Below are 14,850 nucleotides of genomic sequence, written 5' to 3' on the forward strand. Positions count from 1 at the left end.
GAGACCACGCTCACGCGCGTGGTCTCTCGCAGTTCTCGCCTGTCCCGTTCCGCCCAGCTTCGCGCGCATCGTTGCCCCCGGCTCCGTCGGTGCCCGACAGCGTATACCCCGACGCCGCGGTTTTCTCGATGGTCCACAGAGGACTGGTTCAGGGGTTGCTCACGTCCGGTAACCGGTGAATACCAGCAGTGAGACCGGCCGCGCCCAGCGCCACCGATTTCGCCCCGTGCCGGGAGAGCCGGACGGACACCGGCTTCCCGGACAGCAGCGGCCGTTCCTCCAGCGCTTCCCGCACCGGTTTCTCGAGCAGAGCCCAGGACTTCACCACCGAACCGCCGAGTACGCAGGTCGCGATGCCGAGCAGTCCGGCCGCGTCCGCGACCGCCTCGCCGAGGAACCGGCCCGCCTCCGTGAATACCGCCTGGGCGGCCTGGTCCCCGGCGAGCGCTTCCGCGGCGACTGCCTCCGCGGTGAGGGTCCGGCCGGTCGCTTCGGCATAACGGCGGGCCAGGGCGCGCCCGGCCGCGTACGCCTCAAGGTGTCCGATCTGCCCGCATGTGCAGCGTTCCTCCCCGTAGCGGCCGATGTGCCCGATCTCACCGGCCCCGGTCGCCCCGCCGTACAGCAGCCGCCCGTCCACGAACAACGCACCGCCGACCCCGGTGCCGACCGCGACGCCGAGCACGTTCCGCTCGCCCGGCAGCAACTCGCCGAGCAGGAATCCGTCCACGTCGTTGACGGTGCGGACCGGCACCCCGCCGAGCCGCACGGACAGCTCGGCGTTGACCGGAGTGCCCGCCCATCCGGTGAACGAATCCCCGGTGACCAGCACCGTTCCGGTCACGGGATCAACGACGCCCGCCGCCCCGACGCCGACCCCGGCGAGCGTCGCGTGATCCGGCGCCAGCGAGCTGACCAGCTCCGCCGCGCGGTCGAGGATCGCCGCGCCGCCCCGGTGCGATTCGGACGGCGCGGACGCGGACCCGAGTTCCCTTCCTTCCTCGTCGCACACCACCACCAGGGTTTTCGTCCCGCCGATGTCGACTCCGGCCCGCAACTCCGTCACGCCGCGGGGTCCGCGCCGGCCAGCGCCTCGCGCCGGCTCCGCTGCAACTGCGGGTCCGGCACCGGCGAGGACAGCAGCAACGCTTGCGTGTAGGGGTGTTCCGGAGTGCGCAACACCGTTTCCGCCGGGCCTTCCTCGACCAGTTCGCCCGTGCGCAGTACTGCCACCCGGTCGCACAGGCTGTCGACCACCGCGAGGTCGTGGCTCACGAACAGGCAGCCGAAACCGAACTCGCGATGCAGCCGCCGGAACACCTCCAGCACCGCAGCCTGCACGGACACGTCCAGCGCACTCGTCGGTTCGTCGGCGATCAGCAGCTTCGGGCCGAGCACCAGGGCGCGGGCGAGGCTCACGCGCTGCCGTTGCCCTCCGGACAGCTCGTGCCCGTACCGGTCCAGCAGGCTTTCCGGCAGTTCCACCGCGTCGAGGAGTTCCCGCACCCGCCGCTGGCGCTCGCTGCGGCTGGCCGAGGTGTGGACCACCAGCGGTTCGGCGACGGTCTGCGCGACCGTCATCCGCGGGTCGAGCGACGACGCCGGGTCCTGGAACACCGCGCCGATCTGCCGCCGGACCGCCCGTGCCGAACGGCCGGTGCCTTTCGGCAGCGGTCCGCCGAGCACCTCGACGGTTCCGGATTTCGGCGTGACCAGGCCCAGTGCGCAGTTCCCGAGCGTGGTTTTGCCCGAACCGGATTCGCCGACCAGCCCGACGATCTCACCGGGTGAGACGGACAGGGAGACGTCATTCACCACCCGCCGTCCGCTGTACTCGACCACCACCTTCGACAGCGCCAGTACCGGCTTCCGGATTTCTTCGGCGGCCGCTTCGTGGGCGAACGAACCGAGTTGCGGAACCGCGGCCAGCAGTTCCCGGGTGTACTCCGCCTTCGGCGAGGCGAACAGTTCCGCCGCCGGCGCCTCTTCCACGAGCTTGCCGTTACGCAGTACCGCGACGCGATCCGCGACATCGGCGACCACGCCCATGTTGTGCGTGATCAGCAGCGTCGCGGTGCCTTCGTGTTCGCGGATGTCGCGCAGCAGATCGAGGATCTGCTGCTGCACGGTGACGTCGAGCGCCGTGGTCGGCTCGTCCGCGATGATCAGCTTGGGCCCGGCCGCGAGCGCGATCGCGATCATCACTCGCTGCCGCAGACCGCCGGACAGCTCGTGCGGGTACTGCTTCAGCCGCGCGGCCGGTTCCGGGACCCCGACGCGGTCGAGCAGTTCGGCGCACCGGTCGTAGTAGCGGCGGTGCCGCAGCCTCGCCGGGTCGTGGTTGCGGATCGCCTCGGCGAGCTGGAAACCGATGGTCCGCAACGGGTTCAGCGCGGTCATCGGCTCCTGGAACACCATCCCGGCGGCCGGTCCGCGCAGTTTCCGCAGCTCTTCGCCGTGCAGGGCGAGCACGTTCTGCCCGGCCAGCTCGATCGACCCGGTGATCCGCGCGGAGCCGGGCAGCAGGCCGAGCACCGCGAGCGCCGCCGTGCTCTTGCCGGAGCCGGACTCGCCGACCACCGCCACGATCTCGCCGGGCGCGACCGACAGGCTCAGCCCGTCGACCGCCGCCGCACCGCCGGAGTAGGACACCCGCAGGTCGCGGATGTCGAGCACTGCTTCGCTCATCGTCGCCCCTTCACCGCGAACGCGTCGCGCAGCCCGTCGCCGAGGAAGTTGATCGCGCACACCACCAGCACGATCGCGATGCCCGGCGGCAGGATCAGCCACCACGCGCCGTCGAAGGTGTAGGTGATTCCCTTGGAGAGCATCGCGCCCCAGTCGGTGTCGGGCGCGGGCACGCCGAGACCGAGGAAGCTGACGTACGCCACGAGCAGGATCGCGTCGGCGATCTGGAAAGTCGCGTTCACCACCACGGTGCCGATCGCATTGGGAATGATGTGCCGGAACACCACGCGCGTGCGGCTCGCGCCGAGCACGGTGATCGCGCGGATGTAGTCGCGCTCGCGCAGGCTCACCGTTTCCGCGCGCATCAGCCGCGCGGGCACCAGCCACGACACCGCGCCGATCAGCAGTGCCAGCACGCCGACGTTCGGCGTCACCAGCGTCGCGGCCACCAACAGCAGGAACAGCGCCGGGATCGCGACGCCGGTGTCGACGATCCGCATCAGCACGGTGTCCAGCCAGCCGCCGGTGTACCCGGCGACCGCGCCCCAGACCGCGCCGATCGCGGTGGCGATCAGCCCGGCGAGCACGCCGATGATCAGCGACGTCCGCCCGGCGACCATGAGCCTGCCGAGCACGTCGTAGCCGAGGTCGTCGGTGCCGAGCGGATGCCCTCCGCCAGGTCCGAGCCGCGCCGAGGCGAGGTCGGTGTGGGACTGGTCGGTGCCGTACAGCAGCGGCCCGAGGAAACAGAACGCCACGACGAGCAGCAGCAGGATCGCGCCCGCCACGGCGGATTTGCGGGCGACCAGCCGCGAAAGGACAGTCACGACCGCGCTCCCTTCACCCGGACCCGCGGGTCGATCGCCAGCTGGACCAGGTCCGCGAGCAGGGAGCCGAGCACGGTCGCCACGGCGATCACGAGCACGACGCCCAGCAGCACCGGGAAATCGGCGGTGCGGGTCGCGGTCCAGAACAGCAGGCCGATGCCGGGGTAGTTGAACATCGATTCGACGACCAGCGAACCGCCGAAGACCACCGGCACGTAGTAGCCGAGCATGGAGACCACCGAGGTCAGCGAGTTCGGCCAGACGTGCTGCCAGATGATCGTGCGCTCCGGCGTTCCCTTGGCCCGCGCGGTGCGCACGAAGTCCTCGGACAGACTGTCCAGAGTGGACGCTCGCATGTACCGGCTGAACGCGGCGAGCGCGGCTCCGGTCCCGGCGAGCACGGGCAGTACCAGCGCACCCGGTTGGGACAGCAGTTCGCCGATCGTTTCGCCCTGCGCGGCTTGCGCCGGGAACCACGGCAGGACCTGCGCGAACAGGATGATCAGCACCAGCGAAAGGAAGAACACCGGCGTCGCGTAGAGCACGAACGTGATCGCGGTGGTGAGCACGTCCGCGGTACGGCCGCGGCGGACCGCCTGCCATACGCCGAGCGGCAGCGCGACGAGGATCGCGAGCGCGGTGGACACCACGGTGAGCAGCAAGGTTTTCGGCATCCGCTCGGCCAGCAGCGTGCTCACCGGCGAGTTCTGCGTGTAAGACTCGCCGAGGTCCCCGCGGACCAGCCGCAGCAGGTAGTCCCAGTACTGCACCGGCAGCGGCTGGTCGAAGCCTTGCGCGTGGTTGAACGCGGCGATCTGCGCCTCGGTGGCCTTCACCCCGAGCACGCCGCGGGCCGGACCGCCGGGCAGCAAATGCAGCAGCACGAACGTCACCACGGTGACCAGCAGCACGACCACCACGGCCAGCACGAGCCGGCGGAGGATGTAGCGCGTCATGTCCTCACCTCGTCCAGAACCAGCGTTGCGGCAGCAGCCCGGCCATCGGATCCTGGGTCACGCCGTGCAACGCGGTGTCGATCGCCGACACCTGATACGGCGGATTCGGCAGCCACAGCACCGGAAGCCGCTCGGCCAGATATGCGCTGTACTCGAGCATCGCCCGGTCGTCCGAGGCCAGGTTGGTGGCCGCGATCAGCTTGTCCGCGTTCGGATCGGTGTAGCCGCCGAAGTTCGTGCCCGCGCCGGTCGCGAACAGGTCCTCGCCACTGGGGTTCGCCGAGAAGTACCAGCTGCCTTGCGTGCCGAAGTACGACAGCTGCCAGCTGCACGAAGGGTCCTTCGGTTCGCACGTGGTTCCGTTGGCCAGCACGGTGTTCAGCGGCTGTGCGTTGATCTTCATCTCGATGCCGATCTTCGACAGCTCCGAGCGCAGTTCCTGCATGGTGCCGTCGGTCTCGTCGGAACCGGATTCGGTCAGCATGGTCAGCGACAGGCGGGTGCCCTCGGCGATGCCCTCGCCGCATTTCGCCGGGGCCGCGCAGAGGAGCACGCCGTCGGAGCCGGGCTTCCAGCCGTGGTCGGCGAGCAGTTGCCGCGACTTGCTCAGGTCGAACGGATACGGATTGGTCTTCTGCTTGGGCGACAGGTACTTCGTGTCGTTGTCCTGCGGGACCGGGCCGTAGCCGACCCGCGCGGCGCCGCGCCAGATTACCGACGTGATCGCGTCCTGGTCGACGGCGTGCTGGAGCGCCTGTCGCACGTACAGCTGGGAGAACACCTTGCCCAGCTGGGGATTGTTGAAGTTGTACGGCGAGTACGTGATGGACCAGCCGTTCCACGGTTCGACCCGGTAGCCCTGCGCCTCCAGTTTCGAGCGCTGGCCGAGGTTCGACGTCGGCACGTAGCCGTAGTCGACGCCGCCCGCCCGCAGCACGTTGTACTCCGCCGACGAACTGGTGAAGGTCAGGAACCGGACGGTGTCGAGCTTCGCCGGGTCCGGGCCGGTGTACTTCGGGTTCTTCCGCAGCGTCACCTCGCCGGAGGTGGTGAACCCGGCCAGGGTGAACGGCCCGTTCACGACCTTCCACAGTGGATTCGTCGCGTAGGTCCCGAGCTGTTTGCCTTGGCTGACCAGGAAATCGAAGACCTGCTTCGCGCCGTCCGGGGTGCGGTCGTGATCGCCGACCGGACCCGCGGCGCTCGTGCGGTCCCACGCGTGCGGCATGGGGACGATCAGGCTGAGCTGGTTGGCGGTGAACCAGTCGGGGTTGTACGCCTTGTCCAGGGTGAACGTGAAGGTGCGGTCGTCCACGGCGTGAAACCCGGTGATGCTGTCCGGGATCAGGCCCTTTGAATACTTGCCCCAGTTGTCCTTGCCCGCACGGGCGAGATTGAGCCAGAACTCGACGTCCCGGCTGGTCAGCGGCTCGCCGGTGGACCAGGTCAGCGGCTTGAGCGTGATCGTCACGGTCTTGCCGTCGGGGGAGTAGCGCGGCACGTTGGCGGCGCTCGCGGCGTCGTCGAGCGTGACCGTGCCGGAACTGCCGTCATAGCTGTACAGCGGCACGTACATGGTCGACCGGATCATGGCGTTGTACGACCCGCCGTAGCCGGGGATCGAGAACGGCATGATCCAGTTCGGCGTCGCCGACGGCGGCATCGCGAACCGCACGGTCCCGCCGGTTTTCGGGGAGCCGGAACCACCGCCGTGCGGTTCTCGGCTCGCCGCGCAGCCGGACAGCGCCAGCGCGGCGGCGAGCGTGACCCCGAGCGCGGCGCGCCACGGGCGTCGAGCCATTCGCATCACTTCCAACAACTCTGATGAAAGACCGTTGCCAGGTGGTATGCCGTGCCCTGGCTGTCGGGTAATCTTGCATGAGATACGGGAATTGCCAAGAGTCTCATTAAACGGTTTAGTTACATCAGTTTTGATGAAAGAGGTGACGCGGTGGATCCGGCCGGACCGCTGCGGCTGTTGTGGCTGGTCGCGCACGGCCACGCGACGTCGCGCATGGACCTGGCGCGAGCGCTCGGGCTGCCGCAATCGACGGTGTCCGTGCGCACGCAGGCGCTGATGTCGGCCGGGGTGCTGAGCGAATCCGGCGAAGGCCGGTCCGCGGGCGGGCGGCGGCCGAAGCTGCTGTCGGTCAACGCGGAGTTCGGCCACGTCTGGGCCGCCGACGTCGGCTCCCGGCACGTGCGGATCGGCGCGCTCGACATCGCGGGCAACCTGCTGCAGGTGCACGAACGACCGCTGGACATCAGCCAGGAGCCGCGCGAACTGGTCGCAGGGCTCGCGGCCGTGGTGCGCGACGTGATGGCGGGCGCGGACTGTCCGGGTCGCACGCTCGGTCTCGGTGTCGCTTTCCCCGGTCCGGTGGACATCGGCGCGGGCACCATCACGCTGCCGTCGCGGATGCCCGGCTGGCGCGGCTTCGCGGTGCGGGAAGCGCTGGCGGAGCACTTCGAGCTGCCGGTGGTCGTCGACAACGACGCGAACATGCTGGCGTTGGGCGAATCCGTGGCCGGCGCGCCCGGCCGGACGTTGCTGGTGGTGAAGGCCGGCACCGGGATCGGGTCGGGAATCGTGCTGGGCGGCGAGCTTTACCGCGGCCGCGCCGGGGTCGCGGGCGACATCAGCCACGTGCGCGTGCCCGCGGCCGAGGACCAGCCGTGCACCTGCGGGAACCGCGGCTGCCTGGAAGTGGTGGCCAGCGGTGCCGCGCTCGTCGAACAGTTGCGGGCGCAGGGATTGAAGCTGGAAACCACCGCGCAGGTGATGGCCACCGCCGAGGACGGACACCCCGAGGCGACCACGGCCGTGCGGCGCGCCGGGCTGCGGCTCGGCGAGGTGCTGGCCACGGTGGTGAACTTCAGCAACCCGGACGAGGTGCTGCTCGGCGGCGCGCTGTCCGGTTCGGAAGCGTTCGTCGCGGCGGTGCGCGGTGCGCTGTACGAACGGTGTCTTCCGTTGGCTACCAGGGAACTGCGGATCGACCGGGTGCGGTTCGGTGCGGACGCGGGACTGTACGGCGCGGGCGCGCTCGCGCTGGACGCGGTGTTCGAGCAAGCGATCAAACGGAGTGGACGATGAAGAAACTGCGGGTCGGGATCACCGGAATCGCCATCGAATCGAGTACCTTCTCGCCGCATCGATCCACTGTGGACGACTTCCGGGTGCTGCGGGGGAACGATGTGCTGGCCCGCTACGACTTTCTCGATGCCGGCTGGGCTGCCGAGGTGGAATGGGTGCCGCTGGTCGACGCTCGTTCTCTTCCCGGCGGCGCGGTCACCGAGGAGGCTTATGCCGAGCTGTCCGGGGAGATCCTGGACCGGTTGCGTTCGGCGGGTGAACTGGACGGGCTGTTCTTCGACATCCACGGTGCGATGAGTGTCGTCGGACGGTCCGATGCGGAGGCTTCGCTCGCGCGGGAGATCCGTTCCATTGTCGGCCCGGACGTACTGGTTTCCGCGTCGATGGACTTGCACGGCAACGTTTCGCGGGAATTGGTCACCGCACTGGATCTGATCACCTGCTATCGGATGGCCCCGCACGAGGACGCGTGGGAGACCCGCGAGCGTGCGGCGCGGAACCTGGTGTCGCGGCTGCGGTCCGGCGGTCGGCCGAAGAAGGCTTGGGTCCAGGTTCCGGTGCTGTTGCCGGGGGAGAAGACCAGCACCCGGCTCGAACCGGCGAAAAGCATTTACGCGGCAGTGGAGTCTGTCGAAGCGCTGGACGGCGTCCTGGACGCGGCGATCTGGGTCGGCTACGCGTGGGCGGACGAACCGCGCTGCCAGGCCGCGGTCGTCGTGATGGGCGACGACGTTCCGTTGCTCGCCAAGGAAGCGGAGCGTCTCGCACAGTCCTATTGGGACGCTCGGCACGACTTCGCTTTCGTCGCCCCGACCGGGACCTTGCCGGAATGCCTCGCGCAGGCGGTCGCGTCGGACGCGCGGCCGTTCTTCATCAGCGATTCCGGCGACAACCCGACCGCCGGTGGTGCCGGGGACACGTCGTGGAGCCTCGACGTCCTGCTGAACACTCCGGCCATTGTGGACTCATCGCTGACCACTGTGTACGCGGCCATTGTGGATCCCGAAGCCGTCGCGACGGCGGTGGCGGCTGGCGTGGGTGGGACGATTTCGGTGGAGCTGGGCGGAAAAGTCGACTCCGGCCCGCACGGTCCGGTCGCGCTCACCGCGCAGGTGGCCGCGATCGACGCCGACGACCCGGTCGCCGGAACCGCGGTGGTGTTGGCCGTCGGCGGGCTGCGGGTGATCGTCACCGCGCGCCGCAAGCCGTACCACCTCGAATCCGACTTCCACGCGCTCGGCTTGCGCCCGCGCGAGGCGGACGTGGTGATCGTGAAGATCGGCTACCTCGAACCGGAGCTGTACGACATGGCGGCGGACTGGCTGCTGGCCCTCACACCCGGCGGCGTCGACCAGGACCTGCTCCGGCTGGGCCACTCCGGCATTGTCCGGCCGATGTTCCCCTTCGACGCCGACATGGCGGCTCCCTCGCTCACTCCCGAGGTCTTCTGAACACACTGAGTAGTCAGCGCCGAGGCGGTCGGTAGTTCGCCTCAGCGCTGACCCGCGCCCGTACCTGCGGGGGTTGACAGGCAGGCATTTGCCTGCCTTACTGTAAGTGTGCAACCTGACCTGGACAAAGTGTTCAAGGCGCTGGCGGATCCGACCCGCCGGTACCTGCTCGACCAGCTGCGCGAGGACAACGGGCAGACGCTGGGCGAGCTGTGCCGCCGGCTGGAGATGACGCGGCAGTCCGCGACCCAGCACCTCGCCGTGCTGGAGGCGGCGAATCTGGTGAGCAGCGTGCGCCGCGGCCGGGAAAAGCTGCACTACCTCAATCCGGTGCCGCTGCACGAGATGCAGGAGCGGTGGGTGAACCGGTTCGAGCAGCCGCGGCTGCGGATGCTCAGTGCCGTCAAACGTCGAGCAGAGGAAGCCATGAAGCCGAGTTTTGTGTACGTGACCTACATTCAGAGCACGCCCGAGCAGGTGTGGAAGGCGCTCACCGACCCCGAGGTGACCGCGCAGTATTGGGGCCACCGCAACGAATCCGACTACAAGCCGGGATCGCGGTGGGCGCACGTGCGGGCCGACGGGTCCGGGATCGCCGACATCGAGGGGGAGGTCGTCGAATCGGTTCCGCCGAAGCGCCTGGTCACCACCTGGTTCGACCCGAACGGCCCGGAGGACCAGGAACCGTCCCGCGCGACGTTCGACATCGAACAGCACGAGGGCATCGTCCGGCTGACCGTGACGCACGAGGACCTGCCGGACGAGAAGGCGCACCAGGACGTGTCCGGCGGCTGGGCGGCGGTGCTGTCGAACCTGAAGTCGCTGCTGGAGACCGGGCACGTGCTGCCGCAGGCTCCGTGGGAGATGCCGTGACCGCCGCGGGCCGCCGGGAATAGACCGGCGGCCGGCGTTGTTGGGGTCTTGTGAGTGCCGGTGGTCACCGGGCAGCCGCTCGCAAGGCCCCTTTCGCTTGTGCGGCCGGATCCGATGCGCTACTCTCACCGCATACCCTAGGAAGTCGGCCCCGCCGCCCCGGGGTTCCGCCCTCTCCGTCAGCGTGAGTCCACGCGACGAGAATGGGCATCTTTCCCGAAGCCCGTCGCCTGACCCGCTTCGCCTCTCTGGCGGTCCGCGTTTCCGCGTCGACTGTCTCTGCCGCTCAAGGAGCCACAAACCATGACACAGCAAGGAATTCTCGACATCCACGGCAAGACCGCCGCGCTGGGCTACGCCCCCGGCGGCCCGTCCGTGCCGCTGCAGCTGATCCGCAAGCACGGCCTGCGCCGCGGCGACGAACTCGTCCTCGACGACGGCGAACTCGTCTCGGTCAACGGCCGCCCGCCCGGAGAAAAGCGTCCCGATTTCGACAACCTCACTCCGATTCACCCGAACCAGCGGCTGGTTCTCGAAACCAGCCGGCACCAGCTCACCACGCGCGTCCTCGATCTCGTGGCACCGCTGGGCAAAGGCCAGCGCGCACTGATCGTCGCCCCGCCGCGGACCGGCAAAACCACTGTGCTGCAAGCGATCGCGCAAGCGGTGGCGGTCAACCATCCGGAGGCGCACCTCATGGTGCTGCTCGCCGACGAACGTCCCGAAGAAGTCACGGACATGAGCCGCTCGGTGCACGGCGAGGTCGTCGCGTCCACTTTCGACCGCAAACCCGCCGAACACACCGCCGTCGCGGAACTAGCCTTGGAACGCGCGAAACGCCTGGTCGAAACCGGCCGTGATGTCGTGCTGCTGCTGGATTCCCTGACCCGCCTGGGCCGCGCGTACAACCTCGCCGCCCGCCCCTCCGGTCGAATCCTGTCCGGCGGGGTCGACGCCAGCGCCCTGCACCCGATGAAGAAAATCCTCGGCGCGGCAAGGAACATCGAAGGCGGCGGCTCGCTCACCATCATCGCCACCGCGCTGGTAGGCACGGGTTCACTGGCCGACACGGTGTTCTTCGAGGAACTGAAAAGCACCGGCAACTCGGAACTCCGCCTCGACCGGATGCTCGCCGACCATCGCGTGTTCCCCGCGGTAGATTTCTTCGGCTCCGGCACCCGCCGCGACGAGCTGATCGTCCCGCCGCAGGAACTCGCCGTCATGAACGAGGTCCGCCGCGCACTGTCCACCCAGGACCCGAAACGAGCCGCGGAACAATTCCTGGACCAGGTCCGCACGACAAAGTCGAACGCGGAATTCATCGCGCGGGTAACCGCTTCGCTGACCGTTCCGTCCATGGCGGCTGCCTGAATTGGAGACCGAACGCCTCCGGCTGTCCCCGATCGGCCCGCATTGTGCCGATGAGCTGTACCGGTTGCACCAGGACCCCGGCATCGCCCGCTGGTACGGCGACTGGACCCGCGCTGAAGCGGAAGCCCGCGCCGCGGAGATCGGCCGAAGCTGGCACCGCGACGGCGTCGGCAAATGGCTGGCCTACCACCGGAAATCCGGAGAACTCGTCGGCCGCGATGGACTGTCCTATCAGGACGTTTCTGGTGCGCGACGACTGGAGATCGGCTGGGCGGTTCGCGAGGCGCACTGGGGAAACGGCTATGCCACCGAGATCGGCCTCGCTGGCCTGACCCGCGCCCGAGAACTCCGGGTAACCGAAGTTGTCGCCTTCACTGAGGTGCACAATGTTCGCTCCCGTGCGGTGATGGAACGCCTCGGCTTCACCTACCGCCACGACTTCCCGCATCGCGGCGAACCCTTCGCCCTCTACGCGATCTCTCAAAGCGATTGACCCTCCGTTGCCGAAGCGAAATCGCTCAGCTCTTTCGAAAAATTCCTTATTGTGCTATAGTCCCACAATACTGGGTTAAAGTCCGATCCCATGACTCCCAGCCGCACCGCTCTCCTTTCCGCCGCAGCACGAGCCGCGCATCTGCTCGTTGACGAGCGTCCGCCCATTTTCGCCGACCCGCTCGCGAAAACCCTCCTGGGAGACCGTGCCGAAGAACTGCTCGGCTACCACCTGTCCTACGGCAGCCACCCCGCCCTGTCCGGTGCTCGCACGACAGCCGTCACGCGCAGTCGCTACACCGAGAACCGTTTGGCGGAAATGGGCGTCGACCAATACGTGATCCTCGGCGCGGGTCTGGATTCCTACGCCTACCGTGGAGCCGACCACGTCCGCGTGTTCGAAGTGGACACCCCCGTCACGCAGCGCTGGAAGCGAACACTTCTGGCCGACACCGGCATCGCCACACCCAAGACAGTCGAGTTCGTCGCCGTTGACTTCGAAAAAGAACAACCACTGACCGGTCCCCTCGGGCAAGCCGGATTCGACCCCGCCCGCCCGGCGCTGGTCAGCTGGCTAGGCGTCACGATGTACCTCACCGAGGAAGCGATCAGCCACACTCTCCACGCGATCGGCAGTTTCGCCCCCGGAACGGAACTCATCGTCGAACACCTTCTCCCTGCCGCACTCCGCGATGAGGCCGGTCAGACCTACGCGGAGCTGGTCATGGCCGCAGCGGCCGAAAACGGCGAGCCCTGGCGAACCTTCCTCAGCACAGAGCAGATGGCCGCGCTCCTGCGCGACCACCTGCTCGAGCCGATCGAACACGTCGGCCAACGCGAAACGCTTGCCGATTGGGACCGCGGCGACGCACTGCGCCCGACCGAGCTGTCCGTCCTCACCCGGGCCCGGGTCAGGGCACCGTCACCAGCCACCGATCCGGCCGGCGCCGCAAATACCCCCACCAATACCCAGCCGAAATCACCAGCACCCCAGCGGTAATCGCCAGGTCCAGCAAGCTCTGCGACACCAGCACATACCCCAACACCAGCACCACGACGCCCGGCACCACCGGCCATCCCGGCATCCGCCACACCTGCGGACGCCGATGGGCCGGACGTCGCGCCCACAGCACGCTCACCGCGATCGCCAGGTACAGCGCGACCACGGCCACTCCGGTGACGCCGCTCAGCGTTTCCACCGGCACGAAACACAGCACCGCTTCCGAAATGCCGACCACGAGCGTCGCCACCCACGGCGCGCCGAATCGCGGGCTCACCACGCTCAACGCGCGATTCACCGGCTCCGGCCAAGCGCGGTCCCGCCCCGAGGCGTACAGCACGCGCGAATTCTGGATCACCATCACGATCACCGCGTTCACGATCGCCGCCGCGATGCACAGGCTCACGATCGTGCCGAAGGTCGAACTGCTCCAGCTCACCACGAGCGCGGTCAGGTCGAGGTTCCCGAGGGTCGCGAGATCCGGAACGCCCAGCGTGATCGCCACGACCGGCACCAGGATCACGACCGCGCTGACGCCGAGCGTCCAGAACACGGTCCGCGAGACCGTCTTGTGCGGTTCCCGCATCTCCTCCGCCAGGTACACCGCGGTCGAGAACCCTTGCACCACGAACAACGCCACCGCCAGTCCGGCGATCACCGAAACCAGCGCGATGGGATGCACGCCGTCCATGCTGGGCCGCACGAGCACCGCGGCCGGCCGGGCGCTGTGCGCGAAACCGAGCACGGACACCACGACGATCGCCACGATCTCGATCACCAGGAAAATCCCGGTCAGCCACGCGTTCGACCGCAGATTCACCAGGCCCATCCCGGTGGACGCCAGCATCACCAGCGCACCCGCCACCGAGGGATCGATGTGCACGGCGACCGCCAGGTAATCGGCCACCCCGATCGCGATGATCGGAGGCACCACCAGGATCACGATGAACGACAACATGAAGGTGATCCACCCGGCGAACCGGCTGACCACTGTCGACACCATGGCGTACTCGCCACCCGAACTCGGCACCAGCGTGCCGAGTTCGGAGTAGCAGAACGCGATCCCGACGCACAGCAGCACGGCGAGCCCGATGGCGAGCGCGGTGCCGGTGCCGAGCGAGCCGAACAACGGCGGGACGAGCACGAACAACGACGACGCCGGCGTGACGCAGCTCAGCGTCAGCAGGGTTCCGCCGCCGACCCCGATCGATCTGGTCAGCGAGCGGGGCGCGGGCGGCCCGGCGGCAGTGTCGGTCTGGACGGGGACCGGTTGAGGCGGCATGGGGATCCCTCCGTCGGCGGCGCTGGAATTCGACGGATGGAACAGGACGGGTTTGCCGTTGTCAACGCCGGAAAGACGACGAAATCCGTTGTCCGGTACCCAGGATGACAGTCCATCTGGACACTCTGCGCGACTGTTCGCCACGCCCCCGGTTGCCTGCGCGGGGGCCGACCCGACATGATCCGTGAATGCAGAGCCAGGACCCGAACCGGCCAGCGCCGCCGGTCGTCGACGAGATCTCGAAGCAGATCATCGCCCAGTTGCAAGAGGACGGACGGCGGCCGTACGCCACGATCGGCAAGGCGGTCGGACTGTCCGAGGCGGCGGTCCGCCAGCGAGTGCAGCGGCTCTCCGATTCGGGCGTGATCCAGATCGTCGCGGTGGCGGATCCCTTGCAGGTCGGGCTTCTCCGGCAGGCGATGGTCGCCATCACGGTCGACGGCCCGCTCGATCCGGTCGCCGACGCACTGGCCGAAATGGACGAGATCGAGTACGTCGTGCTCTGCGCGGGCCGCTTCGACGTGCTGTGCGAGGTGCTCTGCGCCGACGACGAGGCGCTGCTCGACGTGATCTCCAACCGCATCCGGACGCTGCCCGGAGTGCGCACCGCGGAGACGCTCGTGTACCTCAAGCTGCGGAAACAGTCCTACCAGTGGGGCACGCACGGCGGGTGACGACGAAATCCGAAGATCTGTCCGCATTAGACTGCTGAAATTAGTCGTTACGGGTGGCTGGGACGACTGATCCGCTTGCCAACCGGTGTTGGCTCGTGCGATAACCGAGAAGTCCGGCCGGTGCGCCACGGTGCGTGCC

General features: G+C 68.4%; 13 protein-coding genes. 7 read left to right on the forward strand and 6 right to left on the reverse strand.

Translation table 11 applies throughout. The annotated features are described in order from the left end of the window. Positions 1–148: 148 nt before the first annotated feature. Genes H5411_RS07120 through H5411_RS07140 form a run of 5 tightly spaced genes read right to left on the reverse strand, consistent with a single transcriptional unit; the run spans position 149 to position 6,272 of the window. Entirely contained in the window at positions 149–1,066 is a 918-nt protein-coding gene (locus tag H5411_RS07120; protein ID WP_183123301.1) for an ROK family protein, read from the reverse strand. Beyond that, positions 1,063–2,688 (reverse strand): dipeptide ABC transporter ATP-binding protein, encoded by a 1,626-nt coding sequence (locus tag H5411_RS07125; protein WP_183123302.1) that lies wholly within the window; start codon positions 2,686–2,688, stop codon positions 1,063–1,065. Before H5411_RS07125 ends, H5411_RS07120 begins: the two co-directional genes overlap by 4 nt. Next, positions 2,685–3,515, reverse strand: coding sequence for an ABC transporter permease (locus tag H5411_RS07130; protein WP_183123303.1), 831 nt, complete (start codon positions 3,513–3,515; stop codon positions 2,685–2,687). Before H5411_RS07130 ends, H5411_RS07125 begins: the two co-directional genes overlap by 4 nt. Further along, entirely contained in the window at positions 3,512–4,471 is a 960-nt protein-coding gene (locus H5411_RS07135; RefSeq protein ID WP_183123304.1) for an ABC transporter permease, read from the reverse strand. Before H5411_RS07135 ends, H5411_RS07130 begins: the two co-directional genes overlap by 4 nt. A gap of 4 nt (positions 4,472–4,475) precedes the next feature. Continuing rightward, positions 4,476–6,272 carry a peptide ABC transporter substrate-binding protein gene (locus H5411_RS07140; RefSeq protein ID WP_183123305.1) on the reverse strand — a complete coding sequence of 599 codons (1,797 nt, stop codon included), beginning with the start codon at positions 6,270–6,272 and terminating at the stop codon, positions 4,476–4,478. Between the two features lie 150 nt (positions 6,273–6,422). On the opposite strand from H5411_RS07140, the gene H5411_RS07145 reads away from it, so the two are divergent. The 6 genes from H5411_RS07145 to H5411_RS07170 all read left to right on the forward strand — a co-directional run bounded on the left by H5411_RS07145 (position 6,423) and on the right by H5411_RS07170 (position 12,755). After that, complete coding sequence (locus H5411_RS07145; RefSeq protein ID WP_312877840.1) at positions 6,423–7,568, forward strand: ROK family transcriptional regulator; 1,146 nt, start codon at positions 6,423–6,425, stop codon at positions 7,566–7,568. Beyond that, positions 7,565–9,019, forward strand: coding sequence for a M81 family metallopeptidase (locus H5411_RS07150; RefSeq protein ID WP_183123306.1), 1,455 nt, complete (start codon positions 7,565–7,567; stop codon positions 9,017–9,019). The genes H5411_RS07145 and H5411_RS07150 overlap by 4 nt, the downstream gene beginning before the upstream one ends. 108 nt (positions 9,020–9,127) lie before the next feature. Beyond that, complete coding sequence (locus H5411_RS07155; RefSeq protein WP_244194751.1) at positions 9,128–9,892, forward strand: ArsR/SmtB family transcription factor; 765 nt, start codon at positions 9,128–9,130, stop codon at positions 9,890–9,892. 303 nt (positions 9,893–10,195) lie between these two features. After that, entirely contained in the window at positions 10,196–11,263 is a 1,068-nt protein-coding gene (rho, locus tag H5411_RS07160; RefSeq protein WP_183123307.1) for a transcription termination factor Rho, read from the forward strand. Between the two features lies 1 nt (position 11,264). Continuing rightward, positions 11,265–11,756, forward strand: coding sequence for a GNAT family N-acetyltransferase (locus tag H5411_RS07165; RefSeq protein WP_208637439.1), 492 nt, complete (start codon positions 11,265–11,267; stop codon positions 11,754–11,756). 90 nt (positions 11,757–11,846) lie between these two features. Continuing rightward, positions 11,847–12,755, forward strand: a complete 909-nt coding sequence (locus tag H5411_RS07170) for a class I SAM-dependent methyltransferase (RefSeq protein WP_101438188.1) — start codon at positions 11,847–11,849, stop codon at positions 12,753–12,755. On the opposite strand, the gene H5411_RS07175 is transcribed toward H5411_RS07170, so the two are convergent. After that, positions 12,667–14,037: an APC family permease gene (locus H5411_RS07175; RefSeq protein ID WP_183123308.1), complete on the reverse strand. Its 1,371-nt coding sequence runs from the start codon at positions 14,035–14,037 to the stop codon at positions 12,667–12,669. The two genes, H5411_RS07170 and H5411_RS07175, sit on opposite strands and share 89 nt — an antisense overlap. 188 nt (positions 14,038–14,225) lie before the next feature. Between H5411_RS07175 and H5411_RS07180 the strand changes: the two genes are divergently transcribed. After that, positions 14,226–14,711 carry an Lrp/AsnC family transcriptional regulator gene (locus H5411_RS07180; RefSeq protein WP_101438189.1) on the forward strand — a complete coding sequence of 162 codons (486 nt, stop codon included), beginning with the start codon at positions 14,226–14,228 and terminating at the stop codon, positions 14,709–14,711. The last annotated feature ends 139 nt before the right edge of the window (positions 14,712–14,850 follow it).

The sequence above is a fragment of the Amycolatopsis echigonensis genome (assembly GCF_014174495.1).
GTDB lineage: Bacteria > Actinomycetota > Actinomycetes > Mycobacteriales > Pseudonocardiaceae > Amycolatopsis > Amycolatopsis echigonensis.

Excerpts from the sequence above, each read along its gene's own strand:
- H5411_RS07170 (WP_101438188.1), top strand. The coding sequence starts at position 11,847 with ATGACTCCCAGCCGCACCGCTCTCCTTTCCGCCGCAGCACGAGCCGCG.
- H5411_RS07175 (WP_183123308.1), bottom strand. The coding sequence starts at position 14,037 with ATGCCGCCTCAACCGGTCCCCGTCCAGACCGACACTGCCGCCGGGCCG.
- H5411_RS07135 (WP_183123304.1), bottom strand. The coding sequence starts at position 4,471 with ATGACGCGCTACATCCTCCGCCGGCTCGTGCTGGCCGTGGTGGTCGTG.
- rho (WP_183123307.1), top strand. The coding sequence starts at position 10,196 with ATGACACAGCAAGGAATTCTCGACATCCACGGCAAGACCGCCGCGCTG.
- H5411_RS07125 (WP_183123302.1), bottom strand. The coding sequence starts at position 2,688 with ATGAGCGAAGCAGTGCTCGACATCCGCGACCTGCGGGTGTCCTACTCC.
- H5411_RS07180 (WP_101438189.1), top strand. The coding sequence starts at position 14,226 with ATGCAGAGCCAGGACCCGAACCGGCCAGCGCCGCCGGTCGTCGACGAG.
- H5411_RS07140 (WP_183123305.1), bottom strand. The coding sequence starts at position 6,272 with ATGGCTCGACGCCCGTGGCGCGCCGCGCTCGGGGTCACGCTCGCCGCC.
- H5411_RS07150 (WP_183123306.1), top strand. The coding sequence starts at position 7,565 with ATGAAGAAACTGCGGGTCGGGATCACCGGAATCGCCATCGAATCGAGT.